27 protein-coding genes are annotated in these 25,281 nt (G+C 63.7%); 11 read left to right on the top strand and 16 right to left on the bottom strand.

Features of this window, described 5'->3' with window-relative positions; all coding sequences use genetic code 11:
- Nucleotides 1-21 precede the first annotated feature (21 nt).
- The 3 genes from IFT44_RS14980 to yegS form a co-directional block, all read right to left on the bottom strand.
- The gene (locus IFT44_RS14980) at nt 22-825 is read right to left on the bottom strand and encodes an MOSC domain-containing protein (protein ID WP_185793712.1); all 804 of its coding nucleotides are present in this window, start codon (nt 823-825) and stop codon (nt 22-24) included.
- 67 nt (nt 826-892) lie between these two features.
- Nucleotides 893-1,822, bottom strand: a complete 930-nt coding sequence (locus IFT44_RS14975) for a chemotaxis protein CheV (RefSeq protein ID WP_122478808.1) — start codon at nt 1,820-1,822, stop codon at nt 893-895.
- A gap of 90 nt (nt 1,823-1,912) precedes the next feature.
- The gene (yegS, locus tag IFT44_RS14970; RefSeq protein ID WP_122478809.1) at nt 1,913-2,815 is read right to left on the bottom strand and encodes a lipid kinase YegS; all 903 of its coding nucleotides are present in this window, start codon (nt 2,813-2,815) and stop codon (nt 1,913-1,915) included.
- A 341-nt stretch (nt 2,816-3,156) separates the two neighbouring features.
- Here yegS and IFT44_RS14965 point away from each other — a divergent pair, with 341 nt between their 5' ends.
- Nucleotides 3,157-4,626, top strand: a complete 1,470-nt coding sequence (locus tag IFT44_RS14965; protein WP_122478811.1) for a mannose-1-phosphate guanylyltransferase/mannose-6-phosphate isomerase — start codon at nt 3,157-3,159, stop codon at nt 4,624-4,626.
- On the opposite strand, the gene IFT44_RS14960 is transcribed toward IFT44_RS14965, so the two are convergent.
- Both IFT44_RS14960 and moaB read right to left on the bottom strand, forming a co-directional pair.
- Entirely contained in the window at nt 4,623-5,837 is a 1,215-nt protein-coding gene (locus tag IFT44_RS14960; RefSeq protein ID WP_342214293.1) for a molybdopterin molybdotransferase MoeA, read from the bottom strand. The genes IFT44_RS14965 and IFT44_RS14960 overlap by 4 nt on opposite strands.
- A complete protein-coding gene (moaB, locus tag IFT44_RS14955; RefSeq protein ID WP_122478815.1) occupies nt 5,830-6,369 on the bottom strand; it encodes a molybdenum cofactor biosynthesis protein B in 540 nt (179 codons plus the stop codon). The genes IFT44_RS14960 and moaB overlap by 8 nt, the downstream gene beginning before the upstream one ends.
- A gap of 73 nt (nt 6,370-6,442) precedes the next feature.
- Here moaB and mobA point away from each other — a divergent pair, with 73 nt between their 5' ends.
- Complete coding sequence (gene mobA, locus IFT44_RS14950; RefSeq protein WP_192176146.1) at nt 6,443-7,027, top strand: molybdenum cofactor guanylyltransferase MobA; 585 nt, start codon at nt 6,443-6,445, stop codon at nt 7,025-7,027.
- A gap of 113 nt (nt 7,028-7,140) precedes the next feature.
- Nucleotides 7,141-7,362 carry a YgdI/YgdR family lipoprotein gene (locus IFT44_RS14945; RefSeq protein WP_043188230.1) on the top strand — a complete coding sequence of 74 codons (222 nt, stop codon included), beginning with the start codon at nt 7,141-7,143 and terminating at the stop codon, nt 7,360-7,362.
- 57 nt (nt 7,363-7,419) lie between these two features.
- Here IFT44_RS14945 and IFT44_RS14940 read toward each other — a convergent pair whose 3' ends face one another.
- The gene (locus IFT44_RS14940; protein WP_192176145.1) at nt 7,420-8,310 is read right to left on the bottom strand and encodes a pseudouridine synthase; all 891 of its coding nucleotides are present in this window, start codon (nt 8,308-8,310) and stop codon (nt 7,420-7,422) included.
- Between the two features lie 54 nt (nt 8,311-8,364).
- Complete coding sequence (locus IFT44_RS14935) at nt 8,365-8,679, bottom strand: transcriptional regulator (protein ID WP_192176181.1); 315 nt, start codon at nt 8,677-8,679, stop codon at nt 8,365-8,367.
- Nucleotides 8,680-8,858: 179 nt separating this feature from the next.
- Between IFT44_RS14935 and IFT44_RS14930 the strand changes: the two genes are divergently transcribed.
- The 7 genes from IFT44_RS14930 to IFT44_RS14900 all read left to right on the top strand — a co-directional run bounded on the left by IFT44_RS14930 (nt 8,859) and on the right by IFT44_RS14900 (nt 13,026).
- Nucleotides 8,859-9,173, top strand: coding sequence for a DUF883 family protein (locus IFT44_RS14930; RefSeq protein ID WP_122478822.1), 315 nt, complete (start codon nt 8,859-8,861; stop codon nt 9,171-9,173).
- 1 nt (nt 9,174) lies between these two features.
- Complete coding sequence (locus IFT44_RS14925; protein WP_049859111.1) at nt 9,175-9,564, top strand: phage holin family protein; 390 nt, start codon at nt 9,175-9,177, stop codon at nt 9,562-9,564.
- On the top strand, nt 9,561-9,932 hold the full coding sequence (locus IFT44_RS14920; protein ID WP_122478824.1) for a hypothetical protein: 372 nt from the start codon (nt 9,561-9,563) through the stop codon (nt 9,930-9,932). The genes IFT44_RS14925 and IFT44_RS14920 overlap by 4 nt, the downstream gene beginning before the upstream one ends.
- Nucleotides 9,933-10,107: 175 nt before the next feature.
- Entirely contained in the window at nt 10,108-11,439 is a 1,332-nt protein-coding gene (locus IFT44_RS14915; RefSeq protein ID WP_192176144.1) for a deoxyguanosinetriphosphate triphosphohydrolase, read from the top strand.
- A gap of 188 nt (nt 11,440-11,627) precedes the next feature.
- Nucleotides 11,628-12,254: a response regulator transcription factor gene (locus tag IFT44_RS14910; protein ID WP_122478828.1), complete on the top strand. Its 627-nt coding sequence runs from the start codon at nt 11,628-11,630 to the stop codon at nt 12,252-12,254.
- Between the two features lie 8 nt (nt 12,255-12,262).
- The gene (locus tag IFT44_RS14905) at nt 12,263-12,592 is read left to right on the top strand and encodes an Hpt domain-containing protein (RefSeq protein ID WP_192057406.1); all 330 of its coding nucleotides are present in this window, start codon (nt 12,263-12,265) and stop codon (nt 12,590-12,592) included.
- A gap of 89 nt (nt 12,593-12,681) precedes the next feature.
- The gene (locus tag IFT44_RS14900) at nt 12,682-13,026 is read left to right on the top strand and encodes a YggL family protein (protein ID WP_122478832.1); all 345 of its coding nucleotides are present in this window, start codon (nt 12,682-12,684) and stop codon (nt 13,024-13,026) included.
- Nucleotides 13,027-13,079: 53 nt separating this feature from the next.
- On the opposite strand, the gene IFT44_RS14895 is transcribed toward IFT44_RS14900, so the two are convergent.
- The 9 genes from IFT44_RS14895 to rlmM form a co-directional block, all read right to left on the bottom strand.
- Entirely contained in the window at nt 13,080-13,988 is a 909-nt protein-coding gene (locus IFT44_RS14895; RefSeq protein WP_192057407.1) for a hydroxymethylglutaryl-CoA lyase, read from the bottom strand.
- On the bottom strand, nt 13,978-15,912 hold the full coding sequence (locus IFT44_RS14890) for an acetyl/propionyl/methylcrotonyl-CoA carboxylase subunit alpha (RefSeq protein WP_192057408.1): 1,935 nt from the start codon (nt 15,910-15,912) through the stop codon (nt 13,978-13,980). The genes IFT44_RS14895 and IFT44_RS14890 overlap by 11 nt, the downstream gene beginning before the upstream one ends.
- Complete coding sequence (locus IFT44_RS14885) at nt 15,909-16,709, bottom strand: enoyl-CoA hydratase-related protein (protein WP_185793721.1); 801 nt, start codon at nt 16,707-16,709, stop codon at nt 15,909-15,911. The genes IFT44_RS14890 and IFT44_RS14885 overlap by 4 nt, the downstream gene beginning before the upstream one ends.
- 33 nt (nt 16,710-16,742) lie before the next feature.
- Nucleotides 16,743-18,350 carry a carboxyl transferase domain-containing protein gene (locus tag IFT44_RS14880; RefSeq protein ID WP_192176143.1) on the bottom strand — a complete coding sequence of 536 codons (1,608 nt, stop codon included), beginning with the start codon at nt 18,348-18,350 and terminating at the stop codon, nt 16,743-16,745.
- Nucleotides 18,351-18,403: 53 nt separating this feature from the next.
- A complete protein-coding gene (locus IFT44_RS14875; RefSeq protein WP_264382838.1) occupies nt 18,404-19,582 on the bottom strand; it encodes an isovaleryl-CoA dehydrogenase in 1,179 nt (392 codons plus the stop codon).
- 108 nt (nt 19,583-19,690) lie between these two features.
- Nucleotides 19,691-20,059, bottom strand: coding sequence for a MerR family transcriptional regulator (locus IFT44_RS14870; protein WP_192176142.1), 369 nt, complete (start codon nt 20,057-20,059; stop codon nt 19,691-19,693).
- A gap of 128 nt (nt 20,060-20,187) precedes the next feature.
- Nucleotides 20,188-20,793, bottom strand: a complete 606-nt coding sequence (gene miaE / locus IFT44_RS14865; RefSeq protein WP_192176141.1) for a tRNA-(ms[2]io[6]A)-hydroxylase — start codon at nt 20,791-20,793, stop codon at nt 20,188-20,190.
- Between the two features lie 87 nt (nt 20,794-20,880).
- The gene (tusA, locus tag IFT44_RS14860; protein ID WP_122712992.1) at nt 20,881-21,126 is read right to left on the bottom strand and encodes a sulfurtransferase TusA; all 246 of its coding nucleotides are present in this window, start codon (nt 21,124-21,126) and stop codon (nt 20,881-20,883) included.
- A 111-nt stretch (nt 21,127-21,237) separates the two neighbouring features.
- Nucleotides 21,238-22,302, bottom strand: coding sequence for a 23S rRNA (cytidine(2498)-2'-O)-methyltransferase RlmM (gene rlmM, locus IFT44_RS14855; protein ID WP_192176140.1), 1,065 nt, complete (start codon nt 22,300-22,302; stop codon nt 21,238-21,240).
- 139 nt (nt 22,303-22,441) lie between these two features.
- Between rlmM and acnA the strand changes: the two genes are divergently transcribed.
- Nucleotides 22,442-25,192, top strand: a complete 2,751-nt coding sequence (gene acnA, locus IFT44_RS14850) for an aconitate hydratase AcnA (protein WP_192176139.1) — start codon at nt 22,442-22,444, stop codon at nt 25,190-25,192.
- Nucleotides 25,193-25,281: the final 89 nt, after the last annotated feature.

Genomic DNA, 25,281 nt, shown 5'->3' with positions numbered 1-25,281 from the left:
AGCCCGCCGGCTGCCGGCCCGTCACTCGAGCACGGTGATCGGCATGCCCACTTCCAGCACGCCGGCGCCATCGCATACCAGATTCTGGCCGAACATGGCGTGGCCGTCCTGCTGGCGGTAGCGCTTGAGGGTTGCCAGGGGCTCGCGATCGGCACTGCGCTCCCCGGTGTGCGGGTCGAGCGTGGTCAGAATGCAGCGCGCGCAGGGCTTGAGCACACGAAAATCCAGGCCGCCGATGCGAATGCGCTTCCAGCCATCCTCGGCGAAGGCGGCGCTGTCCTGGACGACCAGATTGGGCCGAAACCGCGCCATCTCCAGCGTCCGTCCGACCCGTGCGGACAGGTCGTCCAGCGAGCCCTGACCGATCAACAACAGTGGAAAGCCATCGGCAAAAGCCACCTTGTCGCCGCCCTCGCCGTAACCGGCGCTGACGGTACGGGCGCGCTCGGTAGGCACGTACACCAGCCGAGTCGGCTTACCGACGAAATCACTGACCCAGCGCGCTGCTTCCTCGCCGGCGTCGGGCACGCGGAAGCTGTCGTTCCACAGCGTGACTCCGCGCAGTTCGCCTGACTCCGGGACCGCGACGTTCAGCTCGGGGTATCCGCTTGCGCTCAGGCGCAGGCCTGCGTCTTCACCGACTTGCGTACCCAACTGCCCCAGGCGAGGGTCTGCGCGCTGGCTGAGGAACCGACCGCTCTGGGCGTCGACCAGCATCCAGCGCCGATCGCCGAGCAGCCCCAGGCCATCCACAGGCGACTGCTGCAGCGACTGGCCAATGGCCGATTTGAGCGGGTAACGGTACAGCGCGGCAAGGCTCGACATGGCCCGGCTCCTCAGGACAGAGAAAAACCCAGTCTAGCGGAACCGGCAGGAGAATAACGAGGGCCTGTCAGCGTTGATCCAGCTCCAGGCGCTGACGCACCACGTCGACCAGTTTGTCGGGCTGGAACTTGGACAGGAAGTTGTCACAGCCGACCTTTTTCACCATCGATTCGTTGAAGCTGCCCGACAACGAGGTGTGCAGCACCACGTAGAGGTCGCGCAGTCGCGGATCGTTGCGGATCTCGGTGGTAAGCCGGTAGCCGTCCATTTCCGGCATCTCGGCGTCGGTGAAGACCATCAGCAGTTTGTCGGTCATGCGCTCGCCGGTGTCGGCCCACGCCTTGAGCTTGTTCAACGCCTTGAGGCCATCGCTGGCCACGTGCATCTTGATGTCCAGCTGCGACAAGGTATCGCGCAGCTGCGCCAGTGCCACCGTCGAGTCATCCACCAGCAGCACTTCCCGGCCACGAGCGCGCGCCAGCAAGGGGTCGTCGAGCTTGTCGCGGGAAACGCGAGCGTTGTAGGGGACGATTTCGGCGAGCACCTTTTCCACGTCGATGATCTCGACCAGTTGCTCGTCGACCCGGCTGATTGCGGTCAGATAGTGCTGGCGCCCGGCACTGGCCGGAGGCGGCAGGATGGCTTCCCAGTTCATGTTGACGATGCGGTCGACACCACCGACCAGGAAGGCCTGGATCGAGCGGTTGTATTCGGTGACGATGATGGTACTGCTCGGCCCCGGCACCAGCGGGCGCATGCCGATGGCCTGGGACAGGTCGATCACTGGCAGGGTCTGCCCGCGCAGGTTGATCACACCGCAGACATACGGATGGCGCTGCGGCATCAGCGTCAGCTTGGGCAACTGCAGGACTTCCTGGACCTTGAACACGTTGATCGCGAACAGTTGCCTGCCGGCCAGGCGAAACATGAGCAGCTCCAGACGGTTTTCACCCACCAGCTGCGTACGTTGGTCAACCGAGTCAAGAATGCCGGCCATGTAAAACTCCAAAGCCCAAGTGAAAGAAGAGGTACCGGGCTATCGGCGCTGGCGCGAATATCTTGACTGCCGTCGCTGCGGTTATGTCAGTTAAGTCAGTTGTCCATGGCTCAGCAGCGGCGACCCGGCGGGCAAATGAACTTTCAATGCCTTGGGCATGGTGCTGAAGCGCAGGTTTTCACCCCGCAATGGCTCGCCATCGAGGTTGATGTCGAGGTTTTCCTTGCTGTTGATTTCGACCCACGGCAGCCGTGCACGCACGAACAGTGTTTCCAGTCCGCCGCCGCCGAGCAGGCTTTTCAAGGTGCCGACCACTTCGGTCGGTGCCGGCAGAATGCTGATCTCCAGCAGTCCGTCGTCGACCACGGCTTCGGGGCACAATTCGTGGCCACCACCGGCCTGGCGTCCATTGCCGATGCCCAGCGCCAGCAGATCGCCTTCCCAATGGAAGTCCGGGCCGCTGAGCGAAGCGGAGGCAGCGCGCAATTCGCTGAACCGCGACAGCCCGGTGAACAGGTAGGCGGCGCCACCGAGCACCTTCTTCAAGTCTTCGGAGGTATTGGCCGTGACCTGACTGCCGAAACCACCGGTTGCCATGTTGAGAAACACCTGCCCGCCCACTTCACCCAGATCGATGGCCTGAGGCTCGCGGGCAAGCAGCGCCAATGCGTGTTCGGGTTCGAGGGGAACGCCGGCGGCACGTGCGAAATCGTTGGCTGTGCCCAGGGGCATCAACGCCAGGCTGGCGTCGGTCTTGGCCAGCGCCATCGCTTCGGCCACATCGCGCAGGGTGCCATCGCCACCGCCGGCGATGATCTGGGTGTAGCCGGCTTGCAGTGCCTCATCGACCAGACGCTGGGCGTCGCCGCCTTCCCAGGTCAGACGCACGTCCAGCGCGTTGCCTTGCTCCCGGTAATGCTCCACCGCGCTGCGGACGTCTTCGTTGGAAGCTTGTTTGCCGTGCAATATCAGAATTGCCTTGCGCTCGCTCATGCTGCATGTCTCCGGTGGCCAGTAAGTGGAACTGTGCCTGATGTGACCACAGCCGCAGGAAAAAAAGCCCCGACGAAAAGTTTTTAACCATTCGTACATTTACCACTCGCCAACCGTTCTCGTTTAGGCTTTACTGCGAAGCAACTGGCCACTATCGAAGTCGCCGTTACCTCCCGATTCCTGCACGTCCAGCCCGTCTCCAGGCGGGCGGTAGCATTGTCGAATCGCTGAATCCTGCGCCCTGCCCTTCTTCATCGACCTTTTCATGCATCCAGCCCGGCTGGACGTGTGCGCTTGCCTTCGCAGGTGCCGTCCGCCACCTTCAACTCGAGGCTCGACCTATGACGACTCTGATTCCCTGCATCATCGCCGGCGGCTCCGGCACCCGCCTGTGGCCCGTATCGCGCGAAGCCATGCCCAAGCCGTTCATGCGCCTGCCGGACGGCGAAAGCCTGCTGCAGAAAACCTTCACCCGTGCCTCGCAATTGCCAGGCGTGGAGCGGGTGCTGACGGTGACCAACCGTGAGGTGTTCTTCCGCACGCTGGACGACTACCGCCAATTGAACGACCGCGATGCCCTGCTCGACTTCATTCTCGAACCTGCGGGCCGCAACACTGCGCCAGCCATCGCCAGCGCCGCCTTGCATGCCGCCAAACACTACGGCGCGTCGGCGCAGTTGCTGGTACTGCCGGCTGATCACCTCATCCGCGACATCGACGCTTTCCAGGCCGCAGTCAGCGCAGCACGCAAGAAAGCCGACGAGGGCTGGCTGGTGACGTTCGGCCTGGTGCCGCAAACGGCGGAAACCGGTTTCGGCTACATCGAGCGCGGCGCCGACCTGGGCGATGGCAGCTATCAAGTCGCGCACTTCCGGGAAAAGCCGGACCAGGCCACCGCCCAGGCCTACCTGGACAGCGGTGACTACCTGTGGAACGCCGGCATGTTCTGCATGCGCGTGGACGTGCTTCTGCGCGAACTGGAAAAGCACGCACCGGACGTGCTGCTGGCGGCTACCACCTGCCTGCAGGTCAGCCACAGCAAGCAGGGCAACCGCGAGCTGCAAGTCGAGCTGGACAGCAGCACCTTTGCCCTGGCGCCGGACATTTCCATCGACTACGCGCTGCTCGAACGCTCCGACAAGGTGGCGGTCATTCCGTGCCAGATGGGGTGGAGCGACATCGGTTCGTGGCAGGCGGTGCGCGAGCTGACTCCAGCCGACGCACAGGGCAACCAGTGCAACGGCGAAACCGTGCTGCATGACGTGAGCAACTGCTACATCGACTCGCCACGCCGCCTGGTCGGCGCCGTCGGCCTCGACAACCTGGTGGTGATCGATACGCCCGACGCACTGCTGATCGCCGACGGCAGCCGCACCCAGGACGTCAAGTTCCTCGCCCAGCAGCTCAAGCGCCAGGGCCACGATGCCTTCCGCCTGCACCGCACGGTCACTCGGCCATGGGGCACGTACACCATCCTCGAGGAAGGCAAGCGCTTCAAGATCAAGCGCATCGTGGTCAAGCCCGGCGGTACCCTGTCGCTGCAGATGCACCACCACCGCAGCGAGCATTGGATCGTGGTCAGCGGCATGGCCCGAGTCACCAACGGTGACAACGAGTTTTTGCTCGACACCAACGAGTCGACCTTCATCAAGCAGGGCCACGTGCACCGCTTGGTCAACTCCGGGGTGATCGACCTGGTCATGATCGAAGTGCAGAGCGGTGAATACCTCGGCGAAGACGATATCGTGCGCTTCACCGACATCTACGGCCGCGCACCGGCGGCCGTCGAAGCGACCAAGAGCAACGCTTAAAAAAGCTCGCTGAACGGGATGAAGGCGACCAGTTCGCCTTCATTCAATGTGCAGCCTTCGCGTATTTCCACCAACCCATGGGCCCAGGCCGCGCTGAGCAGCACGCCGGAGCTCTGATTGGGGTAGATCACAGCCCGGCCCTGCTCGATACGCCCGCGCAGGTACTCGCGACGGGTACCGGCGCGCGACCAGGCAAACCCGGCTGGCACCTGGAAGCTCAGCGGCGCAACGTCGCGAACACCCAGCCGACGCAGCAGGTAAGGCCGTGCCAGCAGGGTGAAAGTGACCAGTGTCGATGCCGGATTGCCCGGCAGGCCGATGACCGGTACGCCACGGAAGTGGCCGAACGTCAGTGGCTTGCCGGGTTTGATCGCCAGTTTCCAGAGGGCCAACTGCCCTTCCTCGCGCAAGGCGATGCCGAGAAAATCGGCTTCGCCCACCGAGACGCCCCCCGTGGACAGAATCAGGTCCACATCACCCAGAGCCGCCAGGCGCTGGCGTGTCTGCTGCAGATCGTCGGGCAGAATCCCGGCATCCACCACCTCACAGCCCAAACCACTCAAGGCACTGCACAGCACCTGACGATTGCTGTTGTAGATCTGCCCTGGCCCCAGCGGCTGACCTGGCTCGACCAATTCATCTCCTGTGGACAGCACCGCCACTCGTGGCCGACGGACCACGTCGATGTGCGCATGCCCCATGGAAGCCAACAGGCCCAGTTCGATCGCACCCAAGCGGCTGCCAGCTTCGAGCAGGCGTTCGCCGATGCGGGTTTCCTGGCCCTGGGGACGTATGTTCTGGCCGACCCTCAAGGGCTGGTCGAAGCTCACCCGCTGGTCGTCCACGATTTGCACGTTCTCCTGCATTTCCACGCAGTCCGCGCCTTCGGGCAGCGGCGCGCCGGTAAAGATGCGTGCGCATGTGCCGGGTTCCAAGGGCGCGGGCACGGCGCCCGCGAACACGCGCTGGCTGACCCGCAACGGCTCGCCCTGCCAGTCTTCGCGGCGCAGCGCGTAGCCGTCCATGGCACTGTTGGGCCAGGGCGGCAGGTCGAGCGTGGCGATCAGGTCAGTGGCCAGCACGCGACCGATACCTTGGGCCAGGGCGACCCTTTCGCGCTCGCGCACAGGCGTGCCGTCGGCCATGGCCAGCAGTTGCGCCAGTGCCTGTTCTACCGGAAGCAGCGGCTGCGCCGCCGGCAACTCAGCCACGGCTGACGCAGGGCTCGGCCTGCTTGAGGTGCACGACGAAGTTGCACGGCCGGTGACGCACGTCCAACTGCTCGGCGAGAATCCCATCCCAGCCGGTGCGGCAGGCGTTGGTCGAACCGGGCAGGCAGCACACCAGGGTGCCGTTGGCGAGCCCGGCGAGCGCACGTGACTGCACGGTCGAGGTGCCGATGTCGGCGACGGAGATCTGCCGGAACAGCTCGCCGAAGCCATCGACTTGCTTGTCCAGCAGGCAGGCCACGGCTTCCGGCGTACTGTCACGGCCGGTGAAGCCGGTGCCGCCGGTAATCAGCACCACTTGGCATTGGTCATCGGCGATCCACTGCGCCACCTGTGCACGGATCTTGTACAGGTCGTCCTTGAGCAGCACGCGGGCGTAGAGCCCGTGGCCCGCCGCGCTCAGGCGATCGACGAACAATTGGCCAGAGGTATCGGTTTCCACGCTGCGGGTGTCGCTGACAGTCAAAACCGCAATATTGAGCGGCACAAAGGGTACATCTGCCTTGGCTTTCATTGGCTGGGTCCGGTTGTTTGGCGGGATGGACGGTGTTATATCACAGCCCCACAGCCACTGTCCGAGGCCCCGAATGAACCCTGCCGACACCTTGCCCCCCTGCTCTGTCCTGCTGCTGGCAGGCGGCCGCGGACAACGCATGGGCGGCCGCGACAAGGGCCTGATCGACTGGCATGGCCGGCCCTTGATCGAGCACCTGCAGCAACGCGTGCGACCCCTGACCGATGACCTGATCATTTCGTGCAACCGCAATTATCCGCGATACGCAGCCTTCGCCGACCGCTTGGTGCACGATGACAGCAGCGACTTTCCCGGACCGCTGGCGGGCATTCTGGCCGGCCTGGCCGCCGCTCGACACCCGCTGCTGCTGGTATTGCCCTGCGATGTGCCGGGCGTGGACGAGGCCCTGCTCGACGCCATGCGCCATGCGCAGCAAACTCATCCAACCCAGCCGCTGATGGTGCGTCAGGGTGAGTTCTGGGAACCGTTGCTGTGCATCGTTGGCAAGGTGCATCAACCGCTCGTGCGACAAGCCTGGGATGCCGGCGAACGGAGCCCGCGCAAGGTCTTGCTGGCACTCGGCGCCCAGCCGCTGCAATGTGCCGAGAACGATCCGCGCCTGACCAATTTCAATACGCCTCAACTGCTGGGTCGCTGAGCAGGTCGGCAAACGCTAGACTGCACCGGTCGGACCAACGGAACTTTGCTGGCGCAAGCAGCGTCTTATTCCCGTATACGCCAGCACCCTTTTTTGTTTTGTGGAGAAACACAATGACTCACCGGATCCTTCCCGCTTTCATGCTCGCGCTGGGCCTGGCATCGCTTGCCGGTTGCGCATCGCCTACCGTGATCACCCTGAACGACGGTCGTGAAATCCAGGCGGTGGACACGCCCTCCTACGACGAAGACGCTGGCTTCTACGAATTCGAGCAGCTGGACGGCAAGACTACCCGTGTCAACAAAGACCAGGTACGTACCGTCAAGGAACTCTGATCAAACAAAGTTCCAATGTTGCAAGACAAAGCCCGCCTCATGGCGGGCTTTGTCGTTCTAGAAGGTCAGCTTCAGTTGGGTCTCGAAGCTGCGCAAACGACCGTCGATCGGGTCGTGGAATTGCAGCGAGCGTGCCAGCAATTTCAACGGCCGGGCATAGTCGTCCACCTCGGTATGGCTGAGGTGCGGGTAGAACGGATCGTTGCAGATGCTGGCACCCAGCGCGGTCATGTGGACGCGCAGCTGATGAGTCTTGCCGGTGACCGGGTTGAGCACGTAGCGCCACACGTGTTCGCCTTTCTCGGCGACCTCCAGGCGAGTTTCACTGTTGCTCGGCCCCGGCACTTCGCGCATGCGAAAAAACGGCTCGCCATGCTCCAGACGGCTGCGGTGCACCAACGGAAAGGCCAGCTCGGGCAGTGCGGGCGCGATGGCCTCGTAGCGCTTTTCGATCTGTCGAGTGGGAAACAGCTGCTGATAGGCACTGCGTGTCTGCGGATTGGCCGAGAACAGCACCAGACCTGCCGTATGCCGGTCAATGCGGTGCAGCGGCACCAGGTGCGGGTTGTCGAGACGGCGGATGAGCCGCCGCAGCAAGGTGTGTTCGACGTACTCACCGGTCGGGGTCACCGGCAGGAAGTGTGGCTTGTCGGCCACCACCAGATGCTCGTCGACGTGCAACACCTGCTCCTGTGCAGCGATCGGCCGTTCGTTCGGCACTTCGCGAAAGTAGTGGATGCGCAGGCCCTGGCGGTAGGCATGGGCAGGTCCGATGGGTACGCCGTCGGCGTCCAGCACCCGGTCCCTGGCCATGCGGCTCAGCCACTGAGCGCGATCAATGGCCGGAAAATGTTCGCACAGGCAATCCAGCACGGTTGCCCATTTGCCGGGTGGCAGGCACAGGGTGCTGGCCTGATGCGCAGCAGGGTCGAATTTGGGTGTAGACATGCCTAGATCCACGATGGTTTCAGGCCGCGAGTATCGCCCACGGCGTTACGGCTGTCATCGCGCGTGGACAGCCTCGGCTGCCTCGGTGAATTCCTTGAGCCAACGCAGCACCTCGACCGCTTCCCAGCGGGTTGGGTCGTACAAGGCGTACAGCAGGCCCTTGTAGCCAACCACATCCAGCGGTCGATGATAGCCGGCACGCTGGAACAGCGCCTCGACCTCGGCAAAACAGGTGTTGAAATGCACCTTGCTGAACGGGGTCTTGCCTTCGGTAACCAGGCCGTCGAGACGCAGTTCCAGCACGGCTTCGCGAACTACGTCCGGGGCCATGCGGTTAACGCTGTACTTGAGTTGTTCGACGTTGAGCATGGGCGAGTGATTATCCATATACTGTATCTTTATACAGCATAAGGCAGCTGTCCGAGACCCGTCAATTGCCCCGACATTTCGATAATGGGCTATACAAAGGATTATGCAGCGCAATGGCACTGAACCTTCGGGATCACCCTCACTCGAAATATCCAGACGCCACCCATATGGAGATCAACATGGCCACCCCGAGCACCAAAGCAGCCCAAGAAGTTCTCAAAGCCGATTTTCAGACCCTGGTCCGTGACACCGAGAAACTTCTCGAACACACCGCCAGCATCGCCGGCACCCAGGCCGAAGAACTGCGCGCGCAGATCAACGAGAGCCTGCTGAAGGCTCGCGAATCGCTGCAGCAGACCAAAGAAACCGCAGCCGAGCGCAGCCAGGAGGCCGTAGTCGCAGCCGAAGGCTACGTTCAGGAAAACCCATGGCAGTCCGTCGGCATCGCCGCAGGCGTAGGTTTCCTTCTGGGCCTGCTGGCCACAAGGCACTGATATGTCCCTCCTCGACTCGGATACCACAGATAACAGCACCGGCTCCACCTCTCGGCGCCTGGGTGCTGCCATGCTCGGCCTGCTTCGCAGTCATGTCGAACTGTTCGGCATCGAGTTGCAGGAGCAGAAATCTCGAACCGTCAGCCTGTTGCTGTTCGCAGGCCTGGCCCTGGTCTTCGCCTTGCTGGCACTGGTGGCGTTGTCCGGGCTCATTCTGATTCTGCTGTGGGACAACTACCGCATGGCCGGCATGGTCGGCCTGGCGGTGTTCTACGTACTGGCAGGTATTTTCTGCGCATTCCGCCTCAAGGCGGCTGTGTTCGATGAATCCTCGCCATTCAGTGGGACATTGGAAGAACTGGCCAATGACCGGGAGCGCCTGCTGCCATGAGCCGAAACGAACCTACCAGCGCCCAGTCACGGCGCGACATGCGCAAGTCGCTGATTCGCCTGCGCATGGAAATGCATCGCCAGGAGTTGCGGCACGAGTCGCGGCAATTGGTCAATCCGCTCACCCGCCTGCGCGGGTTGGGTCAATCGGTGCAGACCGGCATGGGTATCAAGCATGCCTCGCTGTGGGGCATAGCAGGCGTCACCCTGATGGGCTTCCTGACCGGACGCGGGGCTGGCAACAGCGCCCGTGCGCCGGTAGTCGCGCCGGTGCGTGGTCCGGGCCGTCTTTCGCGGCTGGCCAAGGTCGGCACGTTACTGTTGCCGGTGATCAAGCTGGCCATGCAGGGCTCCTCGCGCAGACGCTAGGCTTGGCTGAAAGAGCAACCCGTGTGCGGTCGTAAACGTATCCGGGTTGCTTTTTTTTGCCTGACATTCCTGGCTGCACCTACCTGCTCAATACGTTCAAGGCCCGATGCCAGCCTTGCCAGCCAGCCCTCGCCGGCCGACACTGCAGGCTCGATCGGGTCCCGGAGGAATCGCCTTGGATTGGCACACACTGCTTACACGCGAACGCTTGGGCAAGCCCCTGCACAGCCCGGAAGAACTGGGCCGCAGCCCGTTCCACAAGGATCACGACCGCATCATCTTTTCCGGCGCCTTCCGCCGGCTGGGGCGCAAGACCCAGGTCCACCCGGTGTCGAGCAACGACCACATCCATACGCGCCTGACCCATTCGCTGGAAGTCAGTTGCGTGGGCCGCTCCCTGGGCATGCGCGTGGGCGAAACCCTGCGCGACCAGCTGCCGCAATGGTGCGAGCCCAGTGACCTGGGCATGGTCGTGCAGTCGGCCTGCCTGGCGCACGACATCGGCAATCCGCCCTTCGGCCATTCCGGTGAAGACGCCATTCGCCACTGGTTCCGCCAGGCAGCCGGGCGTGGCTGGCTCGACGCAATGAGCGAAGTGGAGCGTGACGACTTCCTCAATTTCGAAGGCAATGCCCAAGGCTTCAGGGTGCTCACCCAGCTCGAGTATCACCAGTTCGACGGGGGCACCCGGCTGACCTACGCAACTCTGGGCACTTACCTCAAATACCCGTGGACGGCGCGCCACGCCGATGCATTGGGCTACAAGAAGCACAAGTTCGGCTGCTACCAGAGCGAACTGCCGCTGCTCGAACAGATCGCCGGCAAGCTGGGTCTGCCATTGCTCGAAGAGCAGCGTTGGGCCCGGCATCCGCTGGTGTACCTGATGGAGGCCGCAGACGACATCTGCTATGGCCTGATCGACCTGGAAGACGGCCTGGAAATGGAGCTGCTCGACTACGCCGAAGTCGAGGCACTGTTGCTCGACCTGGTAGGCGATGACATCCCGGACACCTATCGCCAGCTCGGCCCACTGGACTCGCGGCGGCGCAAGCTGGCGATCCTGCGCGGCAAGGCCATCGAGCACCTGACCAACGCTGCCGCGCGCGCGTTCGTCGAACAGCAGCAGGCGCTGCTGGCCGGCCAGCTGAGCGGCGATCTGGTCGAGCACATGCACGGTCCGGCCAAGCGCTGCGTGCTCGACGCCAAGGACATGGCGCGCAAGAAGATTTTCCAGGACAAGCGCAAGACCCTGCACGAGATCGGCGCCTACACCACCCTCGAAGTGCTGCTCAATGCGTTCTGCGGGGCGGCGCTGGAGCAGCACACCACAGGCAGGTTGTCGTTCAAGCACCAGCGCATTCTCGATCTGCTGGGGCACAACGCGCCGCAGCCGCACTGGCCGCTGCACAAGTCGTTCCTGCGCATGATCGATTTCATCGCAGGCATGACCGACAGTTATGCCGCAGAGATGGCTGGCGAAATGACCGGGCGCTCGAACTCGTTCTAGTCTGTAGCGTGGAAATAAACGAATACAAACGATAGTTGACTCTTTGGAATCAAACTATCTTTGTATTCCGTTACGTTTATATCTGTAGGAAGTTTCCTAGAATCACTCTTTCCCGAGTCCATTCGTATGCCCTTCGAAGCAACTGGGCTAAGGTGCGCGCTTTTACTGGATCGTTCAGGAGAGGCTGCATGCGTAATGTATTCATCATCGATGATCACCCTGTCATTCGGCTCGCCGTCAGAATGCTTCTGGAAAACGAAGGCTACTGCGTCGTAGGCGAAAGCGACAACGGGGTGGATGCCATGCAGATGGTGCGCGAGTGCCAGCCTGACTTGCTGATTCTCGATATCAGCATTCCCAAGCTCGACGGGCTCGAAGTACTGACCCGCTTCCATGGCATGAACGTCCCCTACAAGATCCTGGTACTGACCGCTCAGGCCCCGGCCCTGTTCGCCATACGCTGCATGCAGTCGGGCGCCGCCGGTTTCGTCTGCAAGCAGGAGGCCCTGAGCGAGTTGATCAGTGCCGTCCGCGCAGTGTTCTCTGGTTACAACTACTTTCCCAGCCAAGCGTTGATTCCGTCACGAGAAGATGAAGGCCAACTTCAGGAACTCGAACTGTTCAAGACCATCAACGACCGCGAGTTGATGGTCTTGCAGTTGTTTGCGCAGGGCCGCAGCAACAAGGAAATTGCCACAGGCATGTTTCTCAGCAACAAGACAGTCAGTACCTACAAGAAACGCCTGATGCAGAAACTTCAGGCGAACTCATTGGTTGAACTTATCGAAATGGCCAAGCGCAACGCGCTGGTGTGATTGCACACATGAACATCATCGACCCACTCAACGTCTTGACCGGCGGCAACAGCGTGCTCACGCGGCGACTGCTCGAGGAAGTACTGCGCAGTTGCACGGAGGATAGCCAGCGACTGCTTGCCATTGCCGACGACGACCACCAGGGCGTGGTGGAGATTGCTCACAAGATCAATGGCGCCGCTCGCATCGTCCAGGCGCACGCGGTCTATGAAGCGTGCCTGGCGCTGGAAGCAAGCCACCCATGGGACGATCTGCGTGCAGGACGTGAGGCCCTGCACCTGGCGTTGCTGGAATTGCAGACGCAGTTGCGCCTGGCACTGGCCGGGCTGGGCGAGTAGGTGCAGGGCAAGTCATTTGTCACTGAATCAGGCAGGCGCCTGGCTTAACTGGTAGACTGCGCCGCGATATTACCTAAGAGGATTGTTTCATGGCCACTAACCGCTCCCGTCGTCTGCGCAAAAAACTGTGCGTCGACGAATTCCAGGAATTGGGTTTCGAATTGAACCTGGACTTCAAGGAGGATTTGGCTGACGAGCAGATCGACGCATTCCTCGATGCGTTCCTGACCGAAGCAATGGACGCCAACGGCCTCGACTATGTTGGCGGCGACGACTTCGGTCTGGTTTGCCTGGCCAAGCGTGGTTCCGTCACCGAAGAGCACCGCACTATCGTCGAAGCCTGGCTCAAGGGTCGCAGCGAACTGACCCGCGTCGAAGTCAGCCCGTTGCTGGACGCCTGGCACCCAGAGAAGCCGATCAACTCGGCAGCTTGATGTACCGCTGAAAAAGGCCATCTTCGGATGGCCTTTTTTGTGGGCGCGATTTGCTAACGGGGTACTGCTGCGCCGGCGTGGGCGCGCGCTACGCGCGATGCGCTCTGCCTGCCCAGCGCGAGCATGATCGACTGCCCTGCCTGTACGACCTGCGCCAGATCCACGCCGGTAGCGATGCCCAGCCCGTGCAGCAGGTAGAGGACGTCCTCGGTCGCGACGTTGCCGCTGGCGCCCGGCGCGTAGGGGCAACCGCCCAGCCCCGCCACCGAGCTGTCGAACACCTGCAGGCCTTCCAGCAGGCAGGCGTAGATGTTCGCCACGGCCTGGCCATACGTATCGTGAAAGTGTCCGGCCAGATGCGCCCGCGGCACGCGCTGTGCGACCACTTCGATCAGTTTTCGCGCGGCCCCAGGCGTACCGACGCCGAGGGTGTCGCCCAGGGAAATCTCGTAGCAGCCCATCTGCAGCATGGCGCTGGCCACGTCGCGCACCTGCACCGCTGCGATCTCGCCTTCGTACGGACACCCGAGCACGCATGACACGTAGCCACGCACCTTGATACCGCGCAGGGCGGCGGCCGCCAGAACCGGTTCGAAGCGCTGCAGGCTCTGTGCGATGGAGCAGTTGATGTTGCGCTGGGAGAAGGATTCAGACGCCGCGGCAAACACCGCCACCTCCGATGCACCAGCTTGAATGGCGGCCTCGAAGCCTTGCAGGTTCGGCGTCAGTGCCGCGTAGGTCACCCCCGGCGAACGCTGGATGGCGGAAAAGACCGCCGCGCTGTCGGCCATCTGCGGCACCCAGCGCGGCGACACGAAACTGCCGACCTCGACATGCTGCAAGCCCGCCGCGACCAGCGCGTCGACCAGCGCTACCTTGTCTTCGACGCGCACACGGCCCTGCTCGTTCTGCAACCCGTCACGGGGCCCGACCTCAACGATCCGCACCCGTTCAGGCAGCATGTTCGGCCTCCTGCAACTCGATCAATACCCTGCCTTCGCTGACCATCTCGCCCTCTTCGCAGCACAGCGCCTGAACCACGCCTGCGCGGTTGGCACGCACGGTGTGCTCCATCTTCATGGCCTCCAGCACCACCAAGCCATCGCCTAACGCCACCTGCTGGCCCGGACTGACCAACAGACGGACGATGCTGCCGTTCATGGGCGCAGCGAGCGAGTCGTCGGACGCATGGGCACCGGTGCCCGCCGCCAGGGAGTCAACCAGCGCGACCTCGTAGGGGTCGCCTTGCCACTGCAGGTAGACGACGTCGCCGCGGCGGCCGATCAGCCGTGCTTCATCCGGGCCGGCGCAAGCGTTGCTCAAAGCCACCGTGCACAATCGGCTCTGGGCGCCACAGCGCAGGTCGAGCGTGGCTTGCGCAGGCATGAGTTGACGCCAACCAGTGGCAGCGCTCCAAGGTGAATGCGGGTCTTGTTCACAGGCAACAAGCGGGGCCGAACGCAGGAAGGCACGCGCGGCGCTGTGCCAGAACGCTTCGGTCAGCGCCGGTGGCGCAGGCAACAGCGCGTCGGCGTGGCGTTCGATGAAGCCGGTGTCGATTCGGGACGCGGCGAACGCAGGCGTGGCAAGGATGCGCTGCAGCAGGGCCAGGTTGCTCTTGATCCCGCCGACCGCCGTTTCGGCGAGCATCGCCAGCAGGCGCAGCCGGGCCTCTTCGCGATTTTCACCCCAGGCAATGAGCTTGGCGATCATCGGATCATAGAATGGCGAAATCACGTCGCCTTCGCGCACCGCGCTGTCCACTCGCCGACCGGGTCCGGCTGCCGGTTCCCGATACAGTGCCAATTGCCCACTGGCCGGCAGGAACCCGCCTGCTGGATCTTCGGCATACAGGCGCACCTCGATGGCGTGCCCGAACAGGGGAACCTGCGCCTGGCTCAGCGGCAGGGTTTCACCACGCGCCACGCGAATCTGCCAGGCCACCAGGTCCAGCCCGGTGATCGCTTCGGTCACCGGATGCTCGACCTGCAGGCGGGTATTCATCTCCATGAAGTAGAAACGCCCTTCCCCATCCAGCAGGAACTCCACCGTACCTGCGCCCACATAGCCAATCGCCTGGGCTGCGCGCACCGCGGCTTCGCCCATGGCCTGGCGCAGGGAGGCATCGAGCCCCGGTGCCGGTGCTTCCTCCAGTACTTTCTGATGCCGTCGCTGGATGGAGCAATCCCGCTCGTGAAGATAGAGGCAATGCCCCTGTGCGTCGGCAAAGACCTGGATCTCCACGTGCCGGGGTGCCACCAGGTATTTCTCGACCAGCATATGACCGTCGCCGAAGGCTGCCACGGCCTCTCGCCGCGCCGAGTCCAGGGCAGGTGCCAGTTCGGCGGCGGACTCGGCCACCTTCATGCCCTTGCCGCCACCGCCGGCAGCGGCCTTGAGCAGCACCGGGTAGCCGATGCGCTGCGCCGCATCGGCGAAGGTCGACAGGTCCTGGGCCTGGCCGTGGTATCCCGGCACCAGCGGCACTCCGGCGCGTTCCATCAGGGCCTTGGCCGCCGACTTGCTGCCCATGGCTTCGATGGCCTCGGCGGGCGGGCCGATGAACAGGATGCCCTCAAGCGCCAGGCGCCGGGCGAAGGCGGCGTTTTCCGAAAGAAAGCCGTAGCCGGGATGGACCGCGTCGGCGCCACAGGCCAAGGCAGCGGCAACCACCTTGTCGATCTGCAGGTAGCTGTCGGCGGGTTTGCTGCCACCCAGGGGGATGGCCAGATCGGCCTCGTGCACATGGCGGGCATCGGCGTCGGCGTCGCTGTAGATGGCCACGCTGCGGATGCCCATGGCCCTGGCGGTGCGGATGATGCGGCAGGCGATCTCGCCACGGTTGGCGATCAGCAGCGTTGCCACGGTCTGCGGGAGTGGCTTCATGGGGTTACCTCTGCCCAGGCGGGCGCGCGTTTATCGAAGAAGGCCTGCATGCCTTCCTGGCCCTCGGCGCCAGTGCGCAGCCGGGCGATCAGAGCCTGCGCCTGGGCCTGGCGTGGCGCCGTGACCTGGCCATCGCCGATAGCCAGCAGCAGCGCCTTGCAGGCGCGCATCGCTTCGGGACCATTACCCAGCAGACGCCGTTGCCACGCCTGTACCGCCCGTTCCAGTTCGGCGCGCGGATACACTTCGTCGAGCAGTCCCAGTTCGCGGGCTCGCACGGCATCGAAACGCTCGGCGCTGAGCGCATAGCGGCGCGCGGCGCGCGAGCCGATGGCCTGGACCACGTAGGGACTGATCACCGCCGGCGCCAGGCCCAGGCGCACTTCACTGAGACTGAACAGCGCGTCGTCGGCGCCGATGGCCATGTCACAGCAACTGACCAGGCCCATGGCCCCGGCGAACGCGGCGCCCTGCACCACCGCGACGGTGGGCAGCGGCAGCCGCTGCAGCTGCTCCATCAGCTCGCTCAGACGCGTGGCCTCGGCGAGGTTTTCCGCGTAGCTCAGCCGGGCACTGGCTTGCATCCAGGCCAGATCGGCACCGGCGCTGAAGTGTTGCCCATGGCCACGCAGGAACATGAAGCGCAACCCTGGCCGCTGGCTGATGTGGTCGAAGGCCTGGCGCAGCTCCTCCAGCATGAGCGCATTGAATGCGTTGTTCTTGTCCGGTCGATCGAGCCAGACGCTGGCCACGTGTTCGGCGCTGATGTGCAGCTGTATCGTGGAGAATTCGTGCATACCCTGATCCCCGATTCCTGATAAGTGCATGGGCTACATGCGGAAGACGCCGAAGCGGGTTTCGGCCAGCGGCGCGTTCAACGCCGCCGATAAACCCAGCGCCAGTACGGTTCGGGTTTGCGCAGGATCGATCACGCCGTCGTCCCACAGACGTGCCGAGGAATATAACGCGTGGGCCTGTTGTTCGTACTGCGCCACCATGGGTTCGGCCAGTTGCCGGGCCTGTTCGTCGCTGAACGCCTGACCCTGGCGCTGGGCCTGCTCCTGCTTGACCTGGACCAGCACGCCGGCCGCCTGCTGGGCGCCCATCACGCCGATCTTGGCGTTCGGCCACATCCACAGGAAGCGCGGATCGTAGGCGCGCCCGCACATCCCGTAATTGCCCGCGCCGTAGCTGGCACCGATGATCACGGTGAACTTGGGCACCTTGGCGCAGGCCACCGCCGTGACCAGCTTGGCGCCGTGCTTGGCGATACCGCCGGCCTCGTATTTCTGGCCGACCATGAAGCCGGTGATGTTCTGCAGGAACACCAGGGGTATTCCACGCTGGCACGCCAGCTCGATGAAGTGCGCGCCCTTCTGCGCGGCTTCGGCGAACAGCACGCCGTTGTTTGCCAGGAGCGCCACCGGGTAGCCATGGATATGGGCGAAACCACAGATCAGGGTCGGCCCGAACAGCGCCTTGAACTCGTCGAAGGCCGAGTCGTCGACGATGCGCGCGATGATTTCGTGGATCGGCAGTGGCTGCTTGGGGTCAGTGGGGACCAGACCGTAGATCTCGTCTGCGGCATGGCGTGGCGGCCGCGGTTCGATACAGGCCAGCCAGCCCTGCTTGCGTCCGTTCAGATGGGCGACGCAGCGCCGGGCGATGGCCAGTGCGTGCTGGTCGTTTTCGGCGTAGTGATCCGCCACCCCCGACTGCCGGCAATGCAGGTCGGCACCGCCGAGGGCCTGCGCGCTGACCACCTCGCCGGTGGCGGCCTTGACCAGCGGCGGGCCGGCCAGAAAGATGGTCGCCTGATCGCGAACCATGATGGTCTCGTCACTCATGGCCGGCACATAGGCGCCCCCGGCCGTGCACGAGCCCAGCACCACGGCGATCTGGGCGATGCCCTGGGCGCTCATGTTGGCCTGGTTGAAGAAGATCCGCCCGAAGTGCTCGCGGTCTGGAAACACTTCGTCCTGACGCGGCAGGTTGGCGCCCCCGGAGTCGACCAGGTACAAACAGGGCAGGCGGTTATGCTGGGCGATTTCCTGGGCGCGCAGATGCTTCTTCACGGTCAGCGGGTAATAGCTGCCGCCTTTGACCGTGGCATCGTTGGCAATGATCATGCACTCGACGCCGGACACCCGTCCGATACCGGTGATCAAACCGGCAGCGGCGACCTGTTCGGGATACACCTCATGGGCGACCAGCAGGCCCACTTCGAGGAAGGCCGAGCCTGGGTCGAGCAGCACGTCGATACGCTGCCGCGGCAGCAGCTTGCCGCGCGCGACATGCCGCGCCTGCGCCGCTTCACCACCGCCCTGGTGAATCTGCGCCGCGCACTGCTGCAGCGTTTCGAGCTGCCGCAGCATCGCTTCGCGATTGGCGGCGAAGTCGGCGGAACGGGTGTTGACCTGGGTGTGCAGAATGGCCATGGGCATTTCCTGTGCGAATACGGCACCAGAGGGACGCGTCAGCGATTGCGGGCTCAGCGGGTCTGCTCGAACAGCTCGCGGCCGATCAGCATGCGACGGATCTCGCTGGTGCCTGCGCCGATCTCATACAGCTTGGCGTCACGCCAGAGCCGCCCGGCGGGAAATTCGTTGATGTAGCCATTGCCGCCGAGGATCTGGATGGCTTCACCGGCCAGCCAGGTGGCTTTTTCGGCGGCATACAGAATGACCCCGGCGCAGTCCTTGCGCACCTGGCGCACGGGTGCCTGGCCCAGTGCATCGAGGTGCCGGCCCACGGCGTAGAGGTACGCCCGGCATGCCTGCTGGGTGGTGTACATGTCGGCCAGCTTGCCCTGGATGAGCTGGAACTCGCCGATGCTCTGGCCGAACTGCTGGCGATCGTGGACGTACGGCAACACCAGGTCCATGGCCGCCTGCATCAACCCCAGGGGGCCACCGCTGAGCACGGCGCGCTCGTAGTCCAGGCCACTCATCAGCACACCGACGCCCTGCCCCGTCTGGCCCAGCACGTTCTGCAGCGGCACTTCGACGTCCTGGAACACCAGCTCGCCGGTGTGCGAGCCGCGCATGCCCAGCTTGTCGAGTTTCTGCGCGACGCTGAAGCCAGGCGCGCCTTTCTCCAGGATGAACGCAGTGATGCCCTTGGCGCCGGCCGCCATGTCGGTCTTGGCGTAGACCACCAGCACGTCGCAGTCCGGGCCGTTGGTGATCCACATCTTGGTGCCGTTGAGCACGTAGCGGTCGCCCTTGAGGTCGGCGCGCAAGCGCATGGAAACCACGTCGGAACCAGCGTTGGGCTCGCTCATGGCGAGTGCACCGATGTGTTCGCCGCTGATCAGCTTCGGCAGGTAGCGGGCCTTCTGTTCGGCAGTGCCGTTGCGGTTGATCTGGTTGACGCATAGGTTGGAATGGGCGGCGTAGGACAAACCGATGGCCCCGGAGCCGCGGGAGATTTCCTCCATGGCGACCATGTGCGCCAGGTAGCCCATGCCCGTCCCGCCCCACTCTTCGGCCACGGTCAGGCCCAGCAGGCCCATGTCGCCGAACTTGCGCCACAGGTCGGCAGGAAACTGGTCGCTGCGATCGGCCTCGGCGGCACGCGGGGTGATCTCGCGCGCCACGAAGGCGGCCACGGAATCGCGCAGCATGTCGATGTCTTCGCCAAGGAAGAAATCCAGTCCCGGTACTGAAATCATGTTCGCCACCCACTTGTTGTTTTTTTTGGGGAGAAAGCTGTTGAGCACAATGATCTTGCAGGAAACGTTACAGGGGGCACTGCGCACCGCAGGCGCGCGGTCCGGTCAACTCTGCAGTGCGGCGCGGCAGCGCTCTTCAGCGGTGTCGAGCTCGACCTGCATCTGTTCGATGTCCAGCATCTGCTGCTGCAGTTGCGCCCGGCGCTCGGTGATCTTCTCCAGAAACCGGTCGAGTTGCTTGCGGTTGCCCGACGGGTCGTACATGTCGATGAGCTCTTTGCATTCGGCCAGGGAGAAACCGATGCGCTTGCCGCGCAGGATCAGTTTCATCGCCACCAGATCGCGCGGCGCATAGATCCGTTCCTGGCCACGGCGCGTGGGCGTCACCATGCCCTGTTCCTCATAAAAGCGTAGGGTTCTGGGCGTTACGTCCAACAACTGGGCTATATCGGAGATGCTGTAGGTCGCGCTCACGTCAATCGACTTCCTGATGCTTTACGTTAACGTAAACGTCAGCGAGAGGCCTGTCAATACACGCCGCTGTGCTATCCAGGGGCGGGAAGTCTCGGGACGCGATCCTGGGAGCGCGTCATCGGCAGAGGTCAGGCGAAGGCCGGCACACCGCTGTGGAAGCGAAATTCGGGATCGGGCGTTTCGATCAGTCCGGCTTCAGCCACGCGAACCCTGTCGACGGTCTGGGCGATATCGGCGGCATCGCCGTATTGATGGGCCAGTTTCAGGTAGCCCTGATAATGCCGCGCTTCGCTCATGAGCAGGCCGTTGTAGAAGGTGCCCAGCTCTTCGTCCAGATGCGGCACCAGGGCCGCGAAACGCTCGCAGCTGCGCGCTTCGATGAAGGCGCCAACCACCAGGGTGTCGACCAGCTTGACGGGCTCGTGGTTGCGCACCTGCTTGCGCAGCGACGAGGCATAGCGGCTCGCCGACAGCGGCTGCAACTCGACTCCGCGGCGCTTCATCAGACGCAGGACCTGCTCGTGGTGCACCAGCTCCTCGCGAGCCAGGCGCGACATCATGTTGATCAGGTCGGCATGGGTGCAGTACTTGGCGATCAGGCTCAGGGCCGTGGAAGCTGCCTTGAATTCGCAGTTCTTGTGGTCGATCAGCAAGGTGCGCTGGTCGGCCAGCGCGGCCTGGACCCAGGCATCGGGCGTAGGGCAGCCGAGAAAGGCATGAATTTCAGACAGCATGGCCAGGCACCTGGAAAAAAGGGGGCGATTATACCCAGCTCGCCTGCAACTGGGTATGTGCGCCGCGCGACCGCCGCTGCGAGGCGATCAGTCGCTTTTCTTGCGGATCCAGTAGCGGTAGGTGCCGCCCTCCTCGTCCTGCTGAACCAGCTCATGGCCCAGGAATACGCAGAACTTGGGGATGTCGCGACGGGTCGAGGGGTCGGTGGCAATGACTTTCAGCAGGCCGCCTGCAGGCAGGTCGCGCACATGCTGGTGCAGCATCATCACCGGTTCCGGACAGCTCAGGCCGGTGGCATCCAGGGTACGGTCGGCAGGCAAGGTTTGGGTCATGAAAAGCTCCAGGTCAAGCGGGCATTCAGGCGCACGTTCGCAACCAATAGTGTAGCGCCAGCGCGCGGTCCGAGCGCAGCGTGCGACGCCAGGCCGCAGCGCTCGGATCGATCAGCGCCGGCCGCCGTCGAGTCGACGCAGGTGGCAGGTGACTTCCTCCCGGTCATGGTACAGCTGCTTGCAGCCAATCTGCACCTTGATGCCGCGCGCCTTGAAACCGTCCTCGATGCGTTCGAGCAAACGCCGCACTTCGGCATAGCGCTGCTTCATCGGCAGCTTCAGATTGACCACCGCTTCGCGGCAGAGGTTCTCGCCCAGCCAGGTTTCCAGCAAGGCGGCGTTGCGCGCCGGCTTCTCGACGATGTCGCAGACCATCCAGTCCACCGTCTGCTTGGGCCGATAGGTGAACCCGTCGGCCATCAGATGGGTGACCAGTCCGGTGTCCATGAGGCTCTGTGCCATGGGCCCGTTGTCGATGGCGGTAACCAGCATGCCGCGGCGTACCAGCTGGTAGGTCCAGCCACCGGGTGCGGCGCCCAGGTCGACACCGGTCATGTCGCCGTGCAGGCGTTCGTCCCATTGCTCGCGGGGAATGAAGTGATGCCATGCCTCTTCGAGTTTCAGGGTCGAACGGCTGGGCGCTTCGCGGGGGAACTTGAGCCGCGGGATGCCCATGGGCCACATGGCGAAATTACCCGCGTCGGCCATGCCCAGGAAGACTTCGCGACCACTCTTGAAGGTCAGCAGCAGGCGCGGCAAGGCAGGATCGTCCACCAGCCTGCCAGCACCCAGCAGGGCCTTGCGCAGCGGTGCTTCGAACTTCTTGCAGAAATTCGACAGCTCCTTGCCATCGTTGGTGTCGAGCACTTCCAGCCACAGGCTGCCACACACTGGATAGGCCGCCAGGTGGTCGAGCAGCACGCTGATGCGGTCGGTTTCGGGCAACTGCACGAAATCGCCCCTGGCCCACTGCCGTGGAAATATCAAGTCACTAAAACGCAACTCGCGCATCAACCGCGCCGGACCGGCCGGTTCGTGGCAGATGAATTCGGCGCAGGCGGTCAGCGGCTTCGCCTTGGCATACCCAGCAACCCCCAGCCGTGCGGCGTGTTCGGCGATCTCCGAGCAGACCTCGCCTTCGAAGCCGGGGCGGCAATGCATAAACAGCGTATTCATAAAGGGACTTTCACCGCCGGGGTGCTCAAATCGGCGCATGATAAAGGAAATCGGAACCCTGGGCATGCACTGGAAGTCCCTGACTGAAAGAACCTGTTTATCCAGCCCGTGCCGTGCGGGCCTGAAAAGGAGCTGATCCATGTCCTCCCTCGATAGCCTGAAAAGCCTGAAGACGCTCGACGTCGCGGGCACGTCCTATCACTACTTCAGCTTGCCCGATGCCGCCAACAGCCTGGGTGACCTGCAGAAACTGCCGATGTCGCTCAAGGTCCTGCTGGAAAACCTGTTGCGCTGGGAAGACGGCAAGACCGTGACCGGTGCCGATCTGCAGGCCCTGGCCGATTGGCTGCAGGAGCGCCGCTCCGATCGCGAGATTCAATACCGCCCGGCACGGGTGCTGATGCAGGATTTCACCGGGGTACCGGCGGTGGTCGACCTCGCCGCCATGCGCGCCGCCGTGGCCAAGGCCGGCGGTGACCCGCAGCGAATCAATCCGTTGTCGCCGGTGGACCTGGTGATCGACCATTCGGTGATGGTCGACCGTTATGCCACCGGGCAGGCATTCGAGGAAAACGTCGACATCGAGATGGAGCGCAATGGCGAGCGCTATGCGTTCCTGCGCTGGGGTCAGAGCGCCTTCGACAACTTCAGCGTGGTCCCGCCGGGCACCGGCATCTGTCACCAGGTCAACCTCGAATACCTGGGCCGCACCGTCTGGACCAAGGAAGAGGACGGCCGCACCTACGCCTTTCCCGACACCCTGGTGGGTACCGACTCCCACACCACCATGATCAACGGCCTGGGGGTACTGGGCTGGGGCGTCGGCGGTATCGAAGCGGAAGCCGCCATGCTCGGCCAGCCGGTGTCGATGCTGATTCCCGAGGTCATCGGCTTCAAGCTTACCGGCAAGCTCAAGGAAGGCATCACGGCCACCGACTTGGTGCTGACCGTGACGCAGATGCTGCGCAAGAAAGGCGTCGTGGGCAAGTTCGTCGAATTCTACGGTGATGGCCTGGCCGATCTGCCCCTGGCCGACCGCGCGACCATTGCCAACATGGCGCCGGAGTACGGTGCCACCTGCGGTTTCTTCCCGGTGGATGAGGTGACCCTGGGTTACCTGCGCCTGTCCGGACGCCCGGAAGCCACCGTGCAATTGGTCGAAGCCTATTGCAAGGCGCAGGGCATGTGGCGCCTGCCCGGCCAGGAGCCGGTATTCAGCGATACCCTGGGGCTGGACATGGGTGAGGTCGAGGCCAGCCTGGCCGGGCCGAAGCGCCCGCAGGATCGCGTGGCACTGCCCAAGGTCAGCGCGGCGTTCGACGATTTCATCGGCCTGCAGCTCAAGCCTACAAGCAAGGAAGAAGGCCGCCTGGAAAGCGAGGGCGGCGGTGGCGTGGCGGTGGGCAACGCCGACCAGACAGAGGGCACGCCGTATACCTGGCGCGGCCAGACGCACAATCTGCAGCACGGCGCAGTGGTCATTGCGGCCATCACCTCGTGCACCAATACCTCCAACCCCAGCGTGATGATGGCCGCCGGCCTGGTGGCGAAGAAGGCGGTCGAGAAAGGCCTGACCACCAAGCCGTGGGTCAAGACTTCCCTGGCCCCCGGCTCCAAAGTGGTGACCGACTACTATCGGGCTGCGGGCCTGACCCAGTATCTGGACACGCTGGGCTTCGCCCTGGTCGGTTATGGCTGCACCACCTGCATCGGCAACTCCGGGCCGCTGGACGAGCCTATCGAGCAGGCCATCCAGAGCGCGGACCTGACCGTGGCTTCGGTGCTCTCGGGCAACCGCAACTTCGAGGGCCGGGTGCACCCGCTGGTGAAGACCAACTGGTTGGCCTCACCACCACTGGTAGTCGCCTACGCCCTGGCCGGCAGTGTGCGTACCGACATCAGCAGTGAACCCTTGGGCACCGGCAGTGACGGCCAGCCGGTCTACCTGCGCGACATCTGGCCCACCCAGCAGGAGATTGCCGACGCAGTGGCCAAGGTCGACACCGCGATGTTCCACAAGGAGTACGCCGAGGTGTTCGCCGGCGATGCGCAATGGCAGGCAATCGAAGTGTCGCAGGCGCCTACCTACGTCTGGCAGGCCGACTCGACCTACATCCAGCATCCACCGTTTTTCGAGGATATCGCCGGTCCCGCACCCGTGATCGCCGACGTGCAGGGCGCAAGCATTCTGGCCTTGCTGGGGGATTCGGTCACCACCGACCACATCTCCCCTGCGGGCAACATCAAGGCTGACAGTCCGGCGGGCCGTTATCTGCGCGACAAGGGCGTGGAACCGCGTGATTTCAACTCCTATGGATCGCGCCGGGGCAACCACGAAGTGATGATGCGCGGGACCTTTGCCAACATCCGTATCCGCAACGAAATGCTCGGGGGTGAAGAAGGTGGCAACACTTTGTTCATTCCTACGGGCGAGAAGCTGCCGATCTACGATGCGGCCATGCGCTACCAGCAGGCCGGCACACCGCTGGTGATCATTGCCGGCCAGGAGTACGGCACCGGTTCGAGCCGCGACTGGGCTGCCAAGGGGACCAATCTGCTGGGCGTCAAGGCCGTGGTGGCGGAGAGTTTCGAGCGTATCCACCGTTCCAACCTGGTGGGCATGGGCGTGCTGCCCTTGCAGTTCACCGACGGGCAGAGCCGCAAGAGCCTCGCCCTGACCGGCCGCGAGACCCTGGACATCTTCGGTTTGAGTGGTGCCCGGCTGCAGCCGCACATGCGCCTGGACCTGCGCATCCGCCGTGAGAACGGCCAGCAGGAAACCGTCGAACTGCTGTGCCGGATCGACACCCTCAACGAAGTGGAGTATTTCCGTTCCGGCGGTATCCTGCACTACGTCTTGCGCCAGTTGATTGGGAACCCGGTGGTGTAAAGCACCTGTAGGAGCGGTCAGCGGCCGCGAAAAGGACACCGCGGATGATCTGACATGCCGCGGTGCCTGGTTCGCGGCCGCGGACCGCT

It is taken from the genome of Pseudomonas sp. CFBP 13710, assembly GCF_014842235.1.
GTDB lineage: Bacteria > Pseudomonadota > Gammaproteobacteria > Pseudomonadales > Pseudomonadaceae > Aquipseudomonas > Aquipseudomonas baltica.
Note: the sequence above shows the minus strand (reverse complement) of the source record. Positions and strands in the feature narration are given on the sequence as shown.

Excerpts from the sequence above, each read along its gene's own strand:
- IFT44_RS14910 (WP_122478828.1), top strand. The coding sequence starts at position 11,628 with ATGCGTAATGTATTCATCATCGATGATCACCCTGTCATTCGGCTCGCC.
- mobA (WP_192176146.1), top strand. The coding sequence starts at position 6,443 with ATGAACCCTGCCGACACCTTGCCCCCCTGCTCTGTCCTGCTGCTGGCA.
- IFT44_RS14885 (WP_185793721.1), bottom strand. The coding sequence starts at position 16,709 with ATGCACGAATTCTCCACGATACAGCTGCACATCAGCGCCGAACACGTG.
- IFT44_RS14965 (WP_122478811.1), top strand. The coding sequence starts at position 3,157 with ATGACGACTCTGATTCCCTGCATCATCGCCGGCGGCTCCGGCACCCGC.
- yegS (WP_122478809.1), bottom strand. The coding sequence starts at position 2,815 with ATGAGCGAGCGCAAGGCAATTCTGATATTGCACGGCAAACAAGCTTCC.
- IFT44_RS14925 (WP_049859111.1), top strand. The coding sequence starts at position 9,175 with ATGTCCCTCCTCGACTCGGATACCACAGATAACAGCACCGGCTCCACC.
- IFT44_RS14980 (WP_185793712.1), bottom strand. The coding sequence starts at position 825 with ATGTCGAGCCTTGCCGCGCTGTACCGTTACCCGCTCAAATCGGCCATT.
- IFT44_RS14890 (WP_192057408.1), bottom strand. The coding sequence starts at position 15,912 with ATGAAGCCACTCCCGCAGACCGTGGCAACGCTGCTGATCGCCAACCGT.
- IFT44_RS14975 (WP_122478808.1), bottom strand. The coding sequence starts at position 1,822 with ATGGCCGGCATTCTTGACTCGGTTGACCAACGTACGCAGCTGGTGGGT.
- IFT44_RS14900 (WP_122478832.1), top strand. The coding sequence starts at position 12,682 with ATGGCCACTAACCGCTCCCGTCGTCTGCGCAAAAAACTGTGCGTCGAC.
- rlmM (WP_192176140.1), bottom strand. The coding sequence starts at position 22,302 with ATGAATACGCTGTTTATGCATTGCCGCCCCGGCTTCGAAGGCGAGGTC.
- IFT44_RS14935 (WP_192176181.1), bottom strand. The coding sequence starts at position 8,679 with ATGCTCAACGTCGAACAACTCAAGTACAGCGTTAACCGCATGGCCCCG.
- miaE (WP_192176141.1), bottom strand. The coding sequence starts at position 20,793 with ATGCTGTCTGAAATTCATGCCTTTCTCGGCTGCCCTACGCCCGATGCC.
- IFT44_RS14940 (WP_192176145.1), bottom strand. The coding sequence starts at position 8,310 with ATGTCTACACCCAAATTCGACCCTGCTGCGCATCAGGCCAGCACCCTG.
- IFT44_RS14920 (WP_122478824.1), top strand. The coding sequence starts at position 9,561 with ATGAGCCGAAACGAACCTACCAGCGCCCAGTCACGGCGCGACATGCGC.
- moaB (WP_122478815.1), bottom strand. The coding sequence starts at position 6,369 with ATGAAAGCCAAGGCAGATGTACCCTTTGTGCCGCTCAATATTGCGGTT.
- tusA (WP_122712992.1), bottom strand. The coding sequence starts at position 21,126 with ATGACCCAAACCTTGCCTGCCGACCGTACCCTGGATGCCACCGGCCTG.
- IFT44_RS14905 (WP_192057406.1), top strand. The coding sequence starts at position 12,263 with ATGAACATCATCGACCCACTCAACGTCTTGACCGGCGGCAACAGCGTG.
- IFT44_RS14930 (WP_122478822.1), top strand. The coding sequence starts at position 8,859 with ATGGCCACCCCGAGCACCAAAGCAGCCCAAGAAGTTCTCAAAGCCGAT.
- IFT44_RS14945 (WP_043188230.1), top strand. The coding sequence starts at position 7,141 with ATGACTCACCGGATCCTTCCCGCTTTCATGCTCGCGCTGGGCCTGGCA.
- IFT44_RS14880 (WP_192176143.1), bottom strand. The coding sequence starts at position 18,350 with ATGGCCATTCTGCACACCCAGGTCAACACCCGTTCCGCCGACTTCGCC.
- acnA (WP_192176139.1), top strand. The coding sequence starts at position 22,442 with ATGTCCTCCCTCGATAGCCTGAAAAGCCTGAAGACGCTCGACGTCGCG.
- IFT44_RS14895 (WP_192057407.1), bottom strand. The coding sequence starts at position 13,988 with ATGCTGCCTGAACGGGTGCGGATCGTTGAGGTCGGGCCCCGTGACGGG.